This is a genomic window from Sinorhizobium terangae (assembly GCF_029714365.1).
Taxonomy (GTDB): Bacteria; Pseudomonadota; Alphaproteobacteria; order Rhizobiales; family Rhizobiaceae; genus Sinorhizobium; species Sinorhizobium terangae.
On the sequence record NZ_CP121659.1, the window covers coordinates 140739 to 156546 of the forward strand.

The following is a 15808-nucleotide window of genomic DNA, read 5'->3' on the forward strand; positions in this document are numbered from 1 at the left end:
CATGGCCTTTACCAGGGAGACGTGCCGATGAGTACTTCGCTCCTACTTTTGTTGATTGTTTTGATTGGTTTCATTGCTTATTTTGCCGGTCGTGCGCGCTCGCTCGCGCGGTCGGGCGGCAAGCTCTCGAACCTGCATTCCCTGCCTGGCTACCACGGCAGCTACGTCGCCATATGGGCCATGTTGCCCGCTGTACTCGTGCTGGCCGCATGGCTGGTCGCCTCGCCGATCTACGTCGATGCAAGCGTCCGCTCGGCTCTTCCCGATTCTGTGCAGAGCCAGGGTGAGGCGAATACCCAGCTCGCGCTCGGCCAGGTCAAGTCCGTTGCCGTGGGTCTCAGCCGCTTGAGCCCTGCTGAACTTACAGCGGTTGAAAATGGTAGTGCCAACCTTCGTGAGGCGCTCGCGGCCAAGGGCGTGCCGCTTGCCGGCGAAGGCGAGCCGTATATGATCGAGGCGGCGCAGCAGTTCAACGAAATGCGTTACTACAGCCGTTGGCTGATGAGCGCGGTCGTGGTTCTGATTGCCGTTGCCGGCGCTCTCTACGCGATCCGCAATGTCTCGACGCGTTTCCGTGCCCGCAACCAGGTGGAGCGGGTCATGCTGGGCGGGCTCGTCGTTGCCTCGTCCATCGCCATCCTGACGACGATCGGCATCGTCGGTTCGATGCTGTCGGAGGCCGGCCGGTTCTTCAGCATGGTATCGCCCGTCGAGTTTTTCTTCGGCACCGTCTGGGATCCGCGTTTCGCCGCGGCCGGCAATTCCGGTGCCTCGGGCCAGTTCGGTCTGCTGCCGCTGCTCGCCGGCACGCTCTACATTGCTTTCGTCGCCATGCTTTTCGCCGTGCCGATCGGCCTTTTCGCGGCGATCTACATGGCCGAATACGCCAGCCCGCGGCTGCGTTCGACCGCCAAACCGCTCCTCGAGGTGCTCGCCGGCATCCCGACGATCGTCTACGGCTTCTTCGCACTCGTGACGGTCGGTCCATTCCTGCGCGATATCTCGGCGCAATTGAGCGGTCTCATCACCGGCAGCTACCAGAACTTCATTCAGGCACAGAGCGTCATCACGGCCGGCATCGTCATGGGCATCATGCTCATCCCGTTCGTCTCCTCCTTGTCCGACGACATCATCACCCAGGTGCCGCGGGCGCTGCGCGATGGCTCTCTTGGCCTTGGTGCCACGCGTTCGGAGACGGTGAAGAAGGTCATCCTGCCGGCCGCACTGCCCGGCATCGTCGGCGCACTGTTGCTGACGGCCTCGCGAGCGGTCGGTGAAACGATGATCGTCGTGCTTGCCGCCGGCGTGGCAGCGCGCATGCAATTCAGCCCCTTCGAGCCGATGACGACGGTGACGGTCAAGATCGTCAATCAGTTGACGGGCGACCTGGAGTTCACGTCGCCGCAGACGCTGGTCGCCTTCGCGCTCGGCATCACGCTGTTCGTCATCACGCTCTGCCTCAACATCTACGCGCTCTACATCGTGCGCAAATACCGGGAACAGTACGAATGACCGAGCTTGCCACCTCCACGGTAAGGGTCTCCACCCGTCCCGCCGAAACACGCCGCGATATCGGTATCAAGCGCCGTTATGCGGCGGAGCGGCGCTTCCGCGCCTACGGCATCACCGCGATCACCCTTGGCCTCCTGTTTCTGGCGATCCTCATCTCGACAGTCGTCTCCAACGGTTACACCGCCTTCCTGCAGACGACGATCACGCTGCCGATCGAATTCTCCGAGAACGTGATCGATCCGAAGAACGAGCGCGCCACCGATCCCAAGGCGCTGATGACCGCAAACTATCCTCTGCTCGTACGCAATGCTCTCGTGAAGCAGCTCGGCCTCGACCCGACGAAGCGGCCGCTGCTCAAGCAGGCGACGGACATGATCTCGCCCAGCGCGCGCATGCAGCTGCGCAACATGGTCGTTGCTGATCCGTCGCTGATCGGCAAGACCGTGCCGGTCACGCTCCTTGCAGAGGCGAATATCGACTCCGCTTTCAAGGGGCAGATCGACCTGTCGGTGGATGAGGGCAGGCGCAAGGTCAAGGATCAGCAGGTCGCCTGGATGAACCAGCTTGCCGATGCCGGCGTGCTCAAGAAGAGCTTCAACACCGGTATCTTCACCTTTGGCGCGTCGAGCCGTCCGGAAGCGGCGGGTGTCGGCGTCGCGCTTGTCGGCTCGCTCTACATGATGCTGATCGTGCTGGTCCTGGCGCTGCCGATCGGTGTTGCCGCCTCGATCTATCTCGAGGAGTTCGCGCCGAAGAACCGCCTTACGGATCTGATCGAAGTCAACATCAACAATCTCGCCGCCGTGCCGTCGATCGTTTACGGCCTTCTCGGTCTTGCCGTATTCGTCAACTTCGCCGGCATGCCGCGTTCGGCGGCCCTCGTCGGCGGCTTCGTGCTGACGCTGATGACGCTGCCGACAATCATCATCGCCACCCGTGCGGCGTTGAAGGCGGTGCCGCCGTCGATCCGTTCCGCGGCACTGGGTCTCGGCGCATCGAGGATGCAGACGATCTTCCACCATGTGCTGCCGCTCGCCATGCCGGGCATTCTAACTGGTACGATCATCGGCCTTGCGCATGCGCTTGGCGAAACGGCGCCGCTGCTCCTGATCGGCATGGTGGCCTTCGTCGTCGACTATCCCGGTTCGCCGCTGGAGCCCTCCACGGCACTGCCGGTGCAGATCTACATGTGGGCAAATGAGCCGGAACGCGCTTTTGTGGAGCGGACCTCGGGAGCGATCATCATTCTCCTGATCTTCCTTGTGATCATGAACCTGGGCGCAATTCTCTTGCGGCGTCGCTTTGAGCGTCGCTGGTAGTGGGGTAAGGACTATGAACATGATGTCGGAAGCTGCAGTGGAAAAAGTTCTGGACCTGAAAATGAACACGGTACCCTACAAGATGATCGGCAAGGATGTGTCGGTCTATTACGGCGAGAAGCGCGCGCTCTTCGACGTCAATCTCAATATCCGTGAAAACACCGTGACAGCCTTGATCGGTCCGTCGGGCTGCGGCAAGTCGACGTTTCTGCGCACGCTGAACCGTATGAACGACACGATCGAGAACTGCCGCGTGACCGGCAAGATCACGCTCGACGAGGACGACATTTACGATCCGTCGATCGACGTCGTGGAACTGCGGGCCCGTGTCGGCATGGTGTTCCAGAAACCGAACCCGTTCCCGAAGTCGATCTACGAGAACGTCGTCTACGGTCCTCGTATTCATGGCCTCGCTCGCACCAAGGCTGAGTTCGACGAGATCGTCGAAACGAGCCTGCAAAGGGCCGGTCTTTTCAACGAGGTCAAGGATCGCCTGCACGAGCCGGGTACAGGCCTTTCCGGTGGCCAGCAGCAGCGTCTCTGTATTGCGCGCGCCGTTGCCGTCAGCCCCGAGGTGATCCTGATGGACGAGCCCTGTTCGGCACTCGATCCGATCGCTACCGCGAAGGTCGAGGAACTCATTCACGAACTTCGCGCGAACTTCACGATCGTCATCGTGACGCACTCGATGCAGCAGGCCGCGCGCGTCTCGCAGCGCACCGCCATGTTCCACCTCGGCAATCTCGTCGAGGAGAACGATACCGATAAGATGTTCACCAATCCGGATGACCAGCGCACGCAGGACTACATCATGGGTCGGTTTGGCTAAGCCAGGCGACCAGGGCAATTCCAGGAAGAGCGCGCAACGGTTCTCCTCTGGATTTGTGTAAGTTCAAGGAGTTAGGTCATTTCAGCGTTTCGACGGAGCATGAAATGATCTGGTCAACGGGTTTGCGAGTTCGAGGAACGAAACATGTCACCTACACACATCACGTCGGCGTTTGACGACGAGCTGAAATATCTGACGCGCCGCGTCTCGGAAATGGGAGGGCTTGCCGAGCAGATGGTGGCCGATTCCGTCCGGGCGCTCGTGAATTCCGACCTGGCGCTGGCGCAGAAGGTGATTTCCGACGACGCGATCCTTGACGATGCCGAGCGCCAGATCGGCGACAAGGCGATCGTCACCATCGCCAAGCGTCAGCCTATGGCCTCGGATCTCCGCGAGATCATGGGGTCGATCCGTATCGCCGCCGATCTGGAACGTGTCGGCGATCTAGGCAAGAACACCGCCAAGCGCGTGATCGCGGTCGCCGGATCCGGCATTCCGCGCAAGCTCGCCCGTGGCCTGGAGCACCTGGCGGAACTGGCCTTGGTTCAGCTCAAGGAGGTGCTCGACGTCTATGCCTCCCGCTCGCCGGAAAAGGCAAACAGCATCCGCGAGCGCGACGAGGAGATCGACGCGATCTACACGTCGCTTTTCCGCGAACTGCTCACCTATATGATGGAAGATCCGCGCAACATCACGCCGTGCACGCATCTTCTCTTCTGTGCCAAGAACATTGAGCGTATCGGCGACCACGCGACCAACATTGCCGAAACGATCTACTACATGGCAACGGGCGCCCAGCCGCAGGGCGAGCGGCCGAAGGACGACACGACGTCCACGCTAGGCTCTGTGACGGACTAGAGCGCCCGACAGCCGTATGCCCTAGTGCATGCGTTGATCTTATACCGGTCGCGGTTTTTCGCGGCCCATACTGTGCCGCGGTGGCATGATGGCACCCGCGCGTAGGAAGGAGCATGACCGAATGTTGCCGAAGATAGCCGTAGTCGAGGACGAGGAGGCGCTGAGCGTCCTCCTGCGCTACAATCTCGAGGCCGAAGGTTTCGACGTCGATACGATCTTGCGTGGAGACGAGGCCGAGATCCGCCTTCAGGAGCGCTTGCCCGATCTCCTGATCCTCGACTGGATGCTGCCCGGGGTTTCCGGCATCGAACTCTGCCGCCGGCTGCGGCAGAGGCCGGAAACGGAGCGCCTGCCGATCATCATGCTGACCGCGCGGGGCGAGGAAAGCGAACGCGTTCGCGGGCTTGCCACCGGCGCGGACGACTATGTCGTCAAACCGTTTTCGACGCCGGAACTGATGGCGAGAGTGAAGGCAATGCTCAGGCGGGCCAAGCCCGAGGTGCTTTCGACGCTGTTGCGCTGCGGCGACATCGAACTCGATCGCGAGACGCACCGTGTCCACAGGCGCAGCCGTGAAGTCCGGCTCGGACCGACGGAGTTCCGGCTCCTGGAGTTCCTGATGTCCTCGCCGGGGCGCGTCTTCTCCCGTTCGCAGCTTCTCGACGGCGTGTGGGGACATGACATCTATGTCGACGAGCGCACCGTGGACGTGCATGTCGGCCGCCTTCGCAAGGCGTTGAACTTCTCCAACATGCCCGATGTCATCCGCACCGTACGCGGCGCCGGCTATTCACTGGAAAGCTGAGGCCACCCGCCCGCTTCCACAGGCATCAAAAAAGGGGCGTCACCGCCCCTTTTTCAATTATGTTTGCTCGCGGTCGGTCAGCGCATGCGCCGGCGCTCGGCGGAAGGCTGATAGGCGAGCCGCGTGTGATAGCTGCAATAGGGCGACGATTCCGGCGAGTCGTTGCCGCAGAAATGGAACTCTTCCTTCAGCGGGTCGCCGATCGGCCACTTGCAGGTGCGCTCCGTGAGCTCCGTCAGGCCGAGGCGCCGCGACATCGGGATGACGACGTTCGGTGCGAGTTCGATGTCCTGGTCGGCGACGAGATCGACTTCGACCTCTTCCTTCAGCACGGTCGCGCCGGCGGTGCGGGTGACGGTGCGGGTGGCGACCCGCGCGGCATAGTTCGGTGCCCGGGGAGCGGACGTGGTGCGCTTCGGACGCGCGGCAGTGGTCGTGCCACCCGCCTTCGCGCGGCCCGGCAGGCTCAACCGGTGAACCTTGCCGATCACGGCGTTGCGGCTGACGCCACCCAGTTGCGCTGCGATCTGGCTGGCGCTCAGGCCCTCGGACCACAGCTTCTTCAGTTTCTCCACCCGCTCGTCAGTCCAGTTCATTTCTGCACTCCCCGTTCTCGGCGTTGGATGGCAGAATCCATCACCCAGCTCCGGAAAAAAGTCCGGAGCTGCAACGCGATAACTCTTTTGGTGACTAGGTCCGCCGCATGCGTCTAGTAATTGAATATTAACCTACTGGCAGGGTGACTCCGTGGCAAGAGTCGCGGGAATCGCGCCGAATCGATTTCGGAGTTTTCCCCAACTTGCTGGCTGGCCGTTGCATTTTTGCAAGCCCCTGCGGCACGTTTTTTCGCACGTCGGAATCCGGGCATTCAAGCGCGCTGCAAGCCTTGGTTTTGTTGACATTGCGGTGCGAAATGGGAATAGTGCCTGCGCCGCCGAAAGGCGGCATTTTTGATTTTTATTGGGCACGATCGCCCGATATCGATGCCAACAGGACGGAAGGAGAAGTTCGCCATGGCCGCAACAACGCCGCTCTACGACACCTATATGCGCGCGCCGTTGCGTTTCGAGCGAGGCGAAGGCGTGTGGCTCATTGCCGAGGACGGCTCGCGCTATCTCGATTTTGCCGCCGGCGTCGCCGTGAATGCGCTTGGCCATGCCCATCCGCACCTGGTCGAGGCGCTGAAGTCGCAGGCGGACAAGGTCTGGCATCTTTCCAACCTCTACGAAATTCCGGGCCAGGAAAGCCTGGCGCGCCGGCTGACGGCAGTGACATTCGCGGATCGCGTGTTCTTCACCAATTCGGGTGCAGAAGCGCTGGAATGCGCCATCAAGACCGCGCGCCGCTATCATTTCGCCAGGGGGAACCCGGAAAAATTCCATGTCATCACCTTCGAGGGCGCCTTCCATGGCCGCACGATCGCGACGATCGCGGCCGGTGGCCAACAGAAGTACATCGAGGGTTTCGGACCAAAGGCACCTGGCTTCTACCAGGTTCCCTTCGGCGACATCGCCGCGGTCAAGGATGCGATCAATGACGAGACGGCGGCGATCCTGATCGAGCCGATCCAGGGCGAGGGCGGCGTTCGCCCGGTGAGCAAGGAGTTCCTGCAGGAGTTGCGGGCGCTTTGCGACGAGTTCGGCCTGCTGTTGATCCTCGATGAGGTCCAGACCGGCATTGGCCGGACCGGCAAGCTTTTCGCCCATGAATGGGCCGGCATCCGGCCGGATATCATGGCGGTCGCCAAGGGCATCGGCGGCGGCTTTCCGCTGGGCGCATGCGTGGCGACTGAAGAAGCGGCAGCCGGCATGGTCACGGGCACGCATGGCTCGACCTATGGCGGCAATCCGCTGGCGATGGCGGTCGGAAACGCGGTGCTCGACGTCGTTCTTGCCGACGGGTTCCTCGAGCAGGTGCGCGATGTCGCTCTTGTCTTCCGGCAGGGCCTCGCGTCGCTCAAGGACCGTTTCCCGGATGTGATCGAGGAAATCCGCGGCGACGGGCTGTTGCTTGGCATCAAGGCAAAGGTGCCCTCGGCTGACCTGTTGAAAGCCATCCGCGCCGAGAAGCTGCTCGTAGTTCCCGCCGGCGAAAACGTGCTGCGCCTGCTGCCGCCGTTGATCACCACCGCCGCCGAGGCCCGGGAAGGGCTCGCAAGGATCGAGCGCGCCGCCGAGGCGGTCAAGAGCAACAGCGGCAACGCGGCGGCCTGAGCGGCCCGACTTTCAGGACAGGAATTCTGAGCAATGACAGGTACCAGACATTTTCTCGACATCTCGGCGATGGCGGCCGCCGACTTGAGGACGATCATTGACGACGCCCGCGTTCGCAAGACGGCGACGAAGGATGGCACCGCCGGACGTCCGCTTGCCGGCAAGATGCTCGCGATGATTTTCGAAAAGCCCTCCACCCGCACGCGCGTCTCCTTTGACGTAGGCATGCGCCAACTCGGTGGCGAGACGCTGTTTCTCTCCGGAACGGAAATGCAGCTCGGCCGGGCCGAGACGATCGGCGATACCGCCAAGGTACTTTCGCGCTATGTGGACGCGATCATGATCCGCACGACCGACCATCGGCGGCTGCTGGAGCTCGCCGAACACGCTACGGTGCCGGTCATCAACGGCCTGACCGACGATACGCATCCCTGCCAGATCATGGCCGACATCATGACCTTCGAGGAGCATCGAGGACCGGTCAAGGGCAAGACGATCGCCTGGACGGGCGACGGCAACAACGTCCTTCATTCGCTGATCGAAGGCTCCGCGCGCTTCGGATATCGCATGAACATGGCGGTGCCGCTCGGGTCCGAACCACAGGACAAATTCCTCAACTGGGCACGCAACAATGGCGGCGAGATCCTGCTTTGCCATGAGGCCGAGCAGGCCGTCACCGACGCCAATTGCGTCGTCACCGACACGTGGGTATCGATGAACCAGGAGCACCGTGCACGCGGGCACAATGTTTTCCAGCCGTATCAGGTCAACGGGGCCCTGATGAAGCATGCTGCGCCGGATGCATTGTTCATGCACTGCCTGCCGGCGCACCGCGGCGAAGAGGTGACGGATGAGGTCATTGATGGCCCGCAATCGGTCGTTTTCGACGAGGCGGAAAACCGGCTGCATGCGCAAAAATCGATCCTCGCCTGGTGCATGGGCGTCGTCTGACGAACAGCGCCGATCTTGGGAAACCGGGACGGCTATTGAATTTATCGGGCTGAAACACAATTTAGGGCGGCAAGCGGGCGGCTCCGGTTCTGCTACCGGACAGTGGCCGCCATCAGTCATCGTGCATTGCGGGCGCGTGTGCACCGTCGAAATGCACAACCTTCTGGACAAGTTCGTTCGCGACAGGATCAAATGAAATAACGGGCAGGCTGCGCCGGAGAAATCCATGTCTCCACGCCACTTCGCCCGTGATGCAAGGAGCAAGATATGACAGAAACAGCACGGGGGCTTGGCGAGTTCGATTTTGCCGGTGACGACCATGTCGTGCCTTTCCACGTCGAGGGGCTCGATGTGCGCGGACGCGCCGTGCAACTCGGACCGATGCTCGATGCCATCCTGGAGCGGCACAATTATCCGCTGCCGGTGGCTCGTCTGGTCGCTGAAACAGTGGTGCTGACGGTACTGCTTGGCACTTCGCTGAAGTTCGAGGGCAAGCTGATCGTTCAGACCCAGGGTGATGGTCCGGTCGATCTTGTCGTCGCCGATTTTTCCACCCCGGACCGAGTCCGCGCCTATGCTCGTTACAGCCAGGAAGCTCTGGCTGCAGCCGAGCAGGATGGACGCACAGAGCCTCATGAGCTCCTTGGCAAGGGTGTCCTTGCCTTCACCATTGACCAGGGCGCTCATATGCAGCGCTACCAGGGCATTGTCGAACTCGACGGTGCAACGCTTGAGGACATCGCTGGCGCCTATTTCCGTCAGTCGGAGCAGATTCCGACCAAGGTGCGCCTTGGTGTCGCCGAGCTTCTCGATCGCGACGAGGACGGAAAGCCGCGGCACCGCTGGCGCGCCGGCGGTATGGTTGCCCAGTTCCTGCCGGACGCACCTGAACGCATGCGCCAGCCGGACCTTCCGGGTGGCGATGGCGATGAGGGGGAGGCCATCCATCTCTTCGAGGAGGACGATCTCTGGTCCGAAGCCAAGGTGATGGTCGAAACGATCGATACCGACGAGCTGACCGACCCGACCGTCGGGACGGAAAGACTGCTCTATCGCCTGTTCCACGAGCGCGGGGTCCGCGTCTATCAGCCGCAAGCGGTCTTTGATCGCTGCAGCTGCTCGCGCGAGAAGATCCGAGGAGTATTGGCCGGGCTCGACCGCGACGATATCGAGAACAGCATCGAGGACGGCGTGATCAATGTGACGTGCGAGTTCTGCTCCACCACCTATCGCTTCGAGGCGAGCGAAGTGCGCTCCCAGTGAGGCGCGCCTCGACTGAGGTGCTAAAGCGTCCTTGGCGCGTCTGGTAAGACGCGCGCCGCTGTAGGAGCCGCACCCTCAGTTCAGGGTGCGGACAAGCCCGGGTGAATCGAGCGAGAAGGCGGGGATCGCCACGTTGAAGGTCTCCCCGTCTTCGGCCTCCATGCTGTAGTGGCCGAACATGACGCCCGAGGGGGTATCCAGCGGGCAACCGGAGGAATATTCGTAAGTGTCGCCGGGATTGAGCAGAGGCTGCTCGCCGATCACGCCGGGGCCACTCACTTCGTCCACCTGGCCGTTCTCGTCGGTAATGTGCCAGTAACGGGTCATCAGGCGAACGGTGATGTCTGAATGGTTTGATATCACGATGCGATAGCCCCAAACATAGCGGCTATCGTCCGGATCCGACTGTTCTTCCAGATAGTACGGTTCGACGGTGACCTCGATGTCGCGAGTCAGGGCACGATACATGTGCAACACCCTATGCCAAATCTATTTGGGTATTCTACTGCAATATGGTTTCGGCAAGAATAACAGCAAGATTGCACGAGGCCCATTCAAATTAGGCGGAGCCGAGATCCATGCTCGACGGTGCGGTGCGCAGGCAGCTTGATCCGCTCCTTGACCGGCTCGGCGCCGCTCTGGTCAAGCGCGGCGTAAAGGCCGACACCATCACGTTTTTCGGTCTCGGTCTCGGACTGGCGGCCGCCGGTCTCATAGCATACCGGTTCTATCTCGCCGGAGCCGTCATGATCCTGCTCAGCCGTCTGTGCGACGGTCTCGACGGAGCCGTCGCACGCGCCAGCCACGGCACGGATTTCGGCGGATTTCTCGATATCGTCCTCGACTTCGCCTTCTATGGCGCAATCCCGCTCGCCTTCATCGTCGCGGATCCAGCTGCGAACGCCCTTGCCGGCGCATTTCTGCTTTTCTCCTTTTATGTCAACGGATCGAGCTTTCTCGCCTATTCCATCATGGCCGAGAAGCGCGCGATGACGACCAGCGTGCGCGGAGCAAAGTCGCTCTATTTCACGACAGGGCTCGCCGAAGCGACCGAGACCATCGTTGTTTTTCTGGCCTTCTGCCTGTTTCCCGGGTGGTTCCCGCCTCTCGCGGCAGTATTCGCGGTCGTCTGCCTTTACACGGCCGTATCGCGGATCGTTCTTGCCCGCCTCAGCTTCTTCGATCCGCAATAAAAACCGCCCGTGCATGCACGGGCGGCATTAACAAAACGGGGCCTGCTATAGTTACGCCTTCACGCTTCTCAAGGCGCGGGCGAAATCCTCGATGAGATCCTCACTGTCCTCGATGCCGGCGGAGAAGCGCACGGTGCCGGAGGAAATGCCGAGTTCGGCGCGAGCTTCCTCCGTAAGGTTCTTGTGAGTTGTTGTCGCCGGATGGGTGATCAGGCTCTTGGAGTCGCCGAGATTGTTGGAGATCCGGATGATTTCCAATGCGTTCTGAAGCGCGAAGGCTGCCTCCTTGCCGCCCTTCAGTTCGAACGCCACCAGCGTCGAACCGCCGCTCATCTGCTTGGCGATGATATCCGCCTGCGGATGGTCCTTGCGGCCGGGATAGATGACACGGCCGACCTGCGGCTGCTCGGCCAGAAAGTCGGCGATCAGGCGGGCGCTTTCGGTCTGCTGCTTCACGCGCAAGGGAAGCGTCTCGACGCCCTTGAGCAATGTCCAGGCATTGAACGGCGACATCGCCGGGCCCGTATGGCGGAAATAATCGTGCAGGTTTTCGTCGATCCATTCCTTGCTGGAAAGCACGACGCCGCCAAGGCAGCGGCCTTGGCCGTCAATGTGCTTGGTGGCGGAGTAGACGACCACATGGGCGCCGAGCTCCAGCGGCTTCTGGAAGAGGGGAGTTGCAAAAACGTTGTCGACGACCAGCTTGGCGCCCACCTGATCGGCGAGTTTCGCGACGCCGGCGATGTCGATCACTTCGAGCGTCGGGTTGGTCGGGCTCTCCAAGAAGAAGACCTTGGTGTTCGGGCGCACCGCCTTCTCCCAGTTTGCGAGATCGCGGCCATCGACGAGCGTGCATTCGACGCCGTATTTGGGCGCGAGCGTTTCCACGACCCAGCGGCACGAGCCGAAAAGCGCGCGGGCGGCGACGATGTGATCGCCGGCCTTCACCTGGCAGAGGATCGCCGAGGCAACGGCGGCCATGCCGGAGGCGGTGGCGCGGGCGTCTTCGGCCCCTTCGAGCATGCACATGCGCTTTTCGAACATGTCGTTGGTCGGACTGCCGTAGCGCGCATAGATGAAGCCGTCGGTCTCGCCCTTGAAACGGGCTTCGGCCGCTTCGGATGTTTCGTAGACGAAACCCTGTGTCAGAAAGATCGCTTCGGAGGTCTCGCCGTACTGCGAACGGAGGGTTCCGCCGTGGACGAGTTGGGTTGCCGGGCGCCAGGTCTTGCTCATGCGACAATCACTTTCAAAACAAAAAAACCGGCCGCGAAACGGGCCGGTTTGACACCCGGCCTTTTTAGCTACTTGTTTAACGTGGCTGCAAGCCGACCGGCCAAATCACCACGGGATAAAGCTCCAATACTGCCTGGGCGTGCTTGCGTCAATTCCCGGAGTTTGGTTTTGTCTGGCAACTGGAATGAGGATCGGTATGGCTCGCGAGACAGGGATTTTGGCCGACCGCGCGATTGCGGCGCTGTTTGCCTCGGGGCGCTTGAAAAGCGAGAGGCCGCTGGATGAGGACCAGATCCAGCCGGCAAGCCTTGATCTGCGCCTCGGCGCCAAGGCGTTTCGCGTTCGGGCGAGCTTCATGCCCGGCCCGGCCCACCTTGTCGCGGATAAGCTCGATCGCCTGAAATTGCATGTCATTGACCTCACCGACGGCGCGGTGCTGGAGACCGGTTGCGTCTATATCGTGCCACTGATGGAGAGCCTCGCACTACCGGAGAACATGTCGGCCTCCGCCAATCCGAAGAGCTCCACCGGCCGCCTCGATATCTTCACGCGCGTCATCACCGACAGGGCACAGGAATTCGACAAGATCCCCGCCGGCTACAGCGGCCCGCTCTATCTGGAGATCAGCCCGCGCACCTTTCCGATCGTCGTCAGGCGCGGCTCCCGCCTGTCGCAAATCCGCTTCCGTGTCGGGCATGCCGTGCTCTCTGAACAGGAGTTGCTGGCGCTGCACGAAAGCGATGTGCTCGTGGCGAGCGAGCGGCCCAACGTCACCGGCGGCGGCATTGCGCTCTCGATCGATCTCAAGGGCACTGGTCCGGACGGCCTCATCGGCTACCGCGGCAAGCACCACACCTCGGTGGTCGATGTCGACAAGAAGGCGGAACACCCGGTCTTCGACTTCTGGGAGCCGCTTTACAGCCGCGGCCGCGACGATCTGATCCTCGATCCGGACGAGTTCTATATCCTCGTCTCGCGGGAGGCCGTCCATGTTCCGCCGCTCTACGCGGCCGAAATGACGCCCTTCGATCCTCTGGTCGGCGAGTTCCGCGTTCACTATGCCGGCTTCTTCGATCCTGGCTTCGGGCACGCGTCGGCCGGCGGCAGCGGCAGTCGGGCGGTGCTGGAGGTGCGCAGCCACGAAGTGCCGTTCATTCTGGAGCACGGGCAGATCGTCGGCCGCCTCGTCTACGAGCACATGATGGAGCGGCCGGAAGGTCTCTATGGCCTCGACCTCGGCTCGAACTATCAGGCGCAAGGCCTGAAGCTTTCCAAGCATTTTCGCGCCGAGTGATGCAGCGATTCACGGCGCTACAGCGACCTTTTGTGCGTCTAATAGGACGCACGACGCTGTAGGCGCTTGACAGAACGCGGCCGTTGATGAAATTTCCGCTTCTGTCGCGGGTGTAGTTCAGTGGTAGAACGCCAGCTTCCCAAGCTTGATGTCGTCGGTTCGATCCCGATCACCCGCTCCACTTCTTCTGTCCCTTGTAACGATGAAGGAACTTCCGGAGTGGCGCCTGCCCGTCTCGTCAAGGTTCCTGTAGCCAGTCGGACAACATCTTGATAATCTCTGGAAAACCAAATCGAATCCGCGTGTTTCCAGGCCGCGGCTCCCAGTGTCGGATCGTCAAGTATCGGATCGCAATGACGCGTGCCCTGAGTCTACGAATTTGCGGAATCCTCGCGCTCTGCGCCTTCCTCATCGCCGAACCGGTGCTCGCGCAATCGCGGGATCTGCCCCTCCTCTTCGACGCCCGCGAACGCATCGCCCGACCGGACCTGACCGGACTCGCGCGGCTTCGTTTTCTGACGACAGTCGATTTCCCGCCGTTCAATTTCATCGACCAATCGGGCAAGCTTTCCGGCTTCCATGTCGATCTCGCCCGCGAAATCTGCCGCGAGCTCGAGATCGAGGACAAATGCCAGATTCAGGCGGTGACCTATGCGGAACTCATCCCGGCGTTGGAACAAGGCCAGGGGGAGGCCGTCGCCGCGGGCATCGCAGTTCGCCCGGAGCTGCGCCAGCGCTTCGCCTTCTCCAGGCCCTTCATGCAGTTGCCGGCTCGTTTTGCGGTCAACACCAAGGCCGAAGATCTCGTGACAAGCACGGCCGCGCTTGACGGCAAGCCCGTCGGCGTCGTTTCCGGCACGACGCACGAGGCCATGCTGAAGGCCTTCTTTCCGAAGGTCGATGCCAAGGCCTTTCCGAACCGGGATGCAATGCTCTCCGCACTGCGGCAGGGTTCGGTTGCGGCCGTCTTCTCCGACGGCATGCAGCTCTCCTTCTGGGTTTCGGCCAGCGCCGCCGGAGGATGCTGCGCTCTGCTCGATGGCGCCTATTTCTCTGAGCGCTTTCTCGGCGAAGGCTTGACGATCATGAACCGCAAGGCCGAGCCGGCATTGACCCAGGCGATCGATCACGCCTTGCTGGCGCTGTCGCGCAGCGGCAGGCTCGAGGAGATTTATCTGCGCTATTTCCCGAACGGTATCTACTGACTCCTACAGCGCCGCGCGTCCAATCGGACGCGCCAAGGCCGCTGTAGCACTTTGATTTGCTGCATGATTTTATCCTTAAATCGATTCCGATTTAAGGAATTATGCAGTAGAGCGCCGTGCGTTCAAATGAACGCACAAAGGACGCTATAGCACTTTGATTCTAGAGCGTTTCAGGTTTTGACAGAAGCATATCCGGCGTTGGCGAAGTAGTTGCTGCATTCGTCGGGCTGGAGTGAGGGGACAAGGCTGCCGAGGTATTTCCATGTCTCCTCGACGGTTCGCTTCTGAGCCGCCCGCATCCAGTGTTTGATTTTGGCGAAGGCCTGCTCGATCGGATTGAGATCGGGCGAGTATGGCGGGAGATACCAGAGCCGCGCGCCGGCGGCTCGGATCATCTGCCGGATGGCCGCCGACTTGTGCGAGCCGAGATTGTCCATGATGACGATGTCGCCGGGTTCGAGCACGGGCACGAGCTGTTGTTCGACATAGGCGCGGAAACACCGACCGTTGATCGGTCCGTCGAAGACGCAAGGCGCTGCCAGCCGGTCGTGGCGCAAAGCGCCGACAAAGGTCAGCGTGCGCCAGTGGCCGTGCGGGGCAAAGCCGCGCAGGCGCTTGCCTCGTGGCCCCCAGCCATAGAGCGGCGCCATGTTGGTCTTGATCCAGGTTTCGTCAATGAACACCAGCCGTCTCGGATCGAGACCGGACTGCCAGGAGCGCCAGCGTTGCCGCCGGCGGGCAATATCGGCACGGGCCTGCTCAAGGGCGAACAGCGTTTTTTTTAAACCGCAACCCCTCGCGGCGCAGGAACCGCCAGACCGTATCGTGCGACACCTTCACCCCACGCGCCGCCAGCTCTTCCTTCAGCCTGTGCAGCGACAAATGCGGCGTCTGGTTGATCCGCTCCGCGATGAACGCACGGTGCGGCTCCAGCACATGCTTGCGGTGGCCGCCCATCTTGCCGGGCGCCACGGACCCGTTCGAACGATAGCGCTGAGACCACTTCACCGCCGACGATACGGCAATGCCGAAACGAGCCGCCACCGATCGGCAGCTTTCCCCCGCCGAAATGGCGCCAACAACACGTTCACGAAGATCGTTCGAAAGAGGTCGCGTCATCGGATGCTGGC

15 protein-coding genes, 1 tRNA gene and 1 riboswitch are annotated in these 15808 nt (G+C 61.6%); of the genes, 12 read left to right on the forward strand and 4 right to left on the reverse strand.

Annotated elements, in window-relative coordinates:
* Positions 1-27: 27 nt before the first annotated feature.
* The 5 genes from pstC to phoB all read left to right on the forward strand — a co-directional run bounded on the left by pstC (position 28) and on the right by phoB (position 5323).
* Positions 28-1512 carry a phosphate ABC transporter permease subunit PstC gene (pstC, locus tag QA637_RS00675; protein WP_283062938.1) on the forward strand — a complete coding sequence of 495 codons (1485 nt, stop codon included), beginning with the start codon at positions 28-30 and terminating at the stop codon, positions 1510-1512.
* On the forward strand, positions 1509-2831 hold the full coding sequence (gene pstA / locus QA637_RS00680; RefSeq protein WP_283062940.1) for a phosphate ABC transporter permease PstA: 1323 nt from the start codon (positions 1509-1511) through the stop codon (positions 2829-2831). Before pstC ends, pstA begins: the two co-directional genes overlap by 4 nt.
* Before the next feature lie 13 nt (positions 2832-2844).
* A complete protein-coding gene (gene pstB, locus QA637_RS00685) occupies positions 2845-3660 on the forward strand; it encodes a phosphate ABC transporter ATP-binding protein PstB (RefSeq protein WP_153438666.1) in 816 nt (271 codons plus the stop codon).
* 144 nt (positions 3661-3804) lie between these two features.
* Positions 3805-4518 (forward strand): phosphate signaling complex protein PhoU, encoded by a 714-nt coding sequence (gene phoU / locus QA637_RS00690; RefSeq protein WP_153438664.1) that lies wholly within the window; start codon positions 3805-3807, stop codon positions 4516-4518.
* 121 nt (positions 4519-4639) lie between these two features.
* Positions 4640-5323 (forward strand): phosphate regulon transcriptional regulator PhoB, encoded by a 684-nt coding sequence (gene phoB, locus QA637_RS00695; protein ID WP_034797168.1) that lies wholly within the window; start codon positions 4640-4642, stop codon positions 5321-5323.
* Positions 5324-5400: 77 nt separating this feature from the next.
* On the opposite strand, the gene QA637_RS00700 is transcribed toward phoB, so the two are convergent.
* Complete coding sequence (locus QA637_RS00700; protein WP_153438662.1) at positions 5401-5919, reverse strand: GcrA family cell cycle regulator; 519 nt, start codon at positions 5917-5919, stop codon at positions 5401-5403.
* A gap of 417 nt (positions 5920-6336) precedes the next feature.
* On the opposite strand from QA637_RS00700, the gene QA637_RS00705 reads away from it, so the two are divergent.
* The 3 genes from QA637_RS00705 to QA637_RS00715 all read left to right on the forward strand — a co-directional run bounded on the left by QA637_RS00705 (position 6337) and on the right by QA637_RS00715 (position 9750).
* Entirely contained in the window at positions 6337-7536 is a 1200-nt protein-coding gene (locus tag QA637_RS00705; RefSeq protein WP_283062948.1) for an aspartate aminotransferase family protein, read from the forward strand.
* A gap of 33 nt (positions 7537-7569) precedes the next feature.
* Complete coding sequence (gene argF, locus QA637_RS00710) at positions 7570-8487, forward strand: ornithine carbamoyltransferase (protein ID WP_283062949.1); 918 nt, start codon at positions 7570-7572, stop codon at positions 8485-8487.
* A 267-nt stretch (positions 8488-8754) separates the two neighbouring features.
* Positions 8755-9750: an Hsp33 family molecular chaperone gene (locus QA637_RS00715; RefSeq protein WP_283062950.1), complete on the forward strand. Its 996-nt coding sequence runs from the start codon at positions 8755-8757 to the stop codon at positions 9748-9750.
* 75 nt (positions 9751-9825) lie between these two features.
* Here the strand turns inward: QA637_RS00715 and apaG are convergent, their stop codons facing one another.
* Positions 9826-10218 (reverse strand): Co2+/Mg2+ efflux protein ApaG, encoded by a 393-nt coding sequence (gene apaG / locus QA637_RS00720; RefSeq protein ID WP_153438655.1) that lies wholly within the window; start codon positions 10216-10218, stop codon positions 9826-9828.
* A 110-nt stretch (positions 10219-10328) separates the two neighbouring features.
* On the opposite strand from apaG, the gene QA637_RS00725 reads away from it, so the two are divergent.
* Entirely contained in the window at positions 10329-10943 is a 615-nt protein-coding gene (locus QA637_RS00725; protein ID WP_153438653.1) for a CDP-alcohol phosphatidyltransferase family protein, read from the forward strand.
* Between the two features lie 51 nt (positions 10944-10994).
* Here the strand turns inward: QA637_RS00725 and QA637_RS00730 are convergent, their stop codons facing one another.
* The gene (locus QA637_RS00730; protein ID WP_283062952.1) at positions 10995-12179 is read right to left on the reverse strand and encodes an O-succinylhomoserine sulfhydrylase; all 1185 of its coding nucleotides are present in this window, start codon (positions 12177-12179) and stop codon (positions 10995-10997) included.
* 43 nt (positions 12180-12222) lie between these two features.
* Positions 12223-12301: riboswitch (SAM riboswitch) on the reverse strand.
* A gap of 74 nt (positions 12302-12375) precedes the next feature.
* Here QA637_RS00730 and QA637_RS00735 point away from each other — a divergent pair.
* The 3 genes from QA637_RS00735 to QA637_RS00745 all read left to right on the forward strand — a co-directional run bounded on the left by QA637_RS00735 (position 12376) and on the right by QA637_RS00745 (position 14678).
* Positions 12376-13473 (forward strand): 2'-deoxycytidine 5'-triphosphate deaminase, encoded by a 1098-nt coding sequence (locus QA637_RS00735; protein WP_153438648.1) that lies wholly within the window; start codon positions 12376-12378, stop codon positions 13471-13473.
* Between the two features lie 106 nt (positions 13474-13579).
* Positions 13580-13654: transfer RNA gene (locus QA637_RS00740), tRNA-Gly, on the forward strand.
* A gap of 172 nt (positions 13655-13826) precedes the next feature.
* Entirely contained in the window at positions 13827-14678 is an 852-nt protein-coding gene (locus tag QA637_RS00745) for a transporter substrate-binding domain-containing protein (protein WP_153438647.1), read from the forward strand.
* Positions 14679-14848: 170 nt separating this feature from the next.
* Here QA637_RS00745 and QA637_RS00750 read toward each other — a convergent pair.
* Positions 14849-15797 (reverse strand): IS630 family transposase gene (locus QA637_RS00750; RefSeq protein ID WP_153441515.1). Its coding sequence is split into 2 segments (ribosomal slippage): positions 14849-15460 and positions 15462-15797, totalling 948 coding nucleotides; the frame shifts between segments, so codons are not numbered across the junction.
* Positions 15798-15808: the final 11 nt, after the last annotated feature.

Coding starts and splice junctions, on each gene's coding strand:
- pstC (WP_283062938.1), top strand. CDS start 28: ATGAGTACTTCGCTCCTACTTTTGTTGATTGTTTTGATTGGTTTCATT.
- pstA (WP_283062940.1), top strand. CDS start 1,509: ATGACCGAGCTTGCCACCTCCACGGTAAGGGTCTCCACCCGTCCCGCC.
- pstB (WP_153438666.1), top strand. CDS start 2,845: ATGAACATGATGTCGGAAGCTGCAGTGGAAAAAGTTCTGGACCTGAAA.
- phoU (WP_153438664.1), top strand. CDS start 3,805: ATGTCACCTACACACATCACGTCGGCGTTTGACGACGAGCTGAAATAT.
- phoB (WP_034797168.1), top strand. CDS start 4,640: ATGTTGCCGAAGATAGCCGTAGTCGAGGACGAGGAGGCGCTGAGCGTC.
- QA637_RS00700 (WP_153438662.1), bottom strand. CDS start 5,919: ATGAACTGGACTGACGAGCGGGTGGAGAAACTGAAGAAGCTGTGGTCC.
- QA637_RS00705 (WP_283062948.1), top strand. CDS start 6,337: ATGGCCGCAACAACGCCGCTCTACGACACCTATATGCGCGCGCCGTTG.
- argF (WP_283062949.1), top strand. CDS start 7,570: ATGACAGGTACCAGACATTTTCTCGACATCTCGGCGATGGCGGCCGCC.
- QA637_RS00715 (WP_283062950.1), top strand. CDS start 8,755: ATGACAGAAACAGCACGGGGGCTTGGCGAGTTCGATTTTGCCGGTGAC.
- apaG (WP_153438655.1), bottom strand. CDS start 10,218: ATGTATCGTGCCCTGACTCGCGACATCGAGGTCACCGTCGAACCGTAC.
- QA637_RS00725 (WP_153438653.1), top strand. CDS start 10,329: ATGCTCGACGGTGCGGTGCGCAGGCAGCTTGATCCGCTCCTTGACCGG.
- QA637_RS00730 (WP_283062952.1), bottom strand. CDS start 12,179: ATGAGCAAGACCTGGCGCCCGGCAACCCAACTCGTCCACGGCGGAACC.
- QA637_RS00735 (WP_153438648.1), top strand. CDS start 12,376: ATGGCTCGCGAGACAGGGATTTTGGCCGACCGCGCGATTGCGGCGCTG.
- QA637_RS00745 (WP_153438647.1), top strand. CDS start 13,827: ATGACGCGTGCCCTGAGTCTACGAATTTGCGGAATCCTCGCGCTCTGC.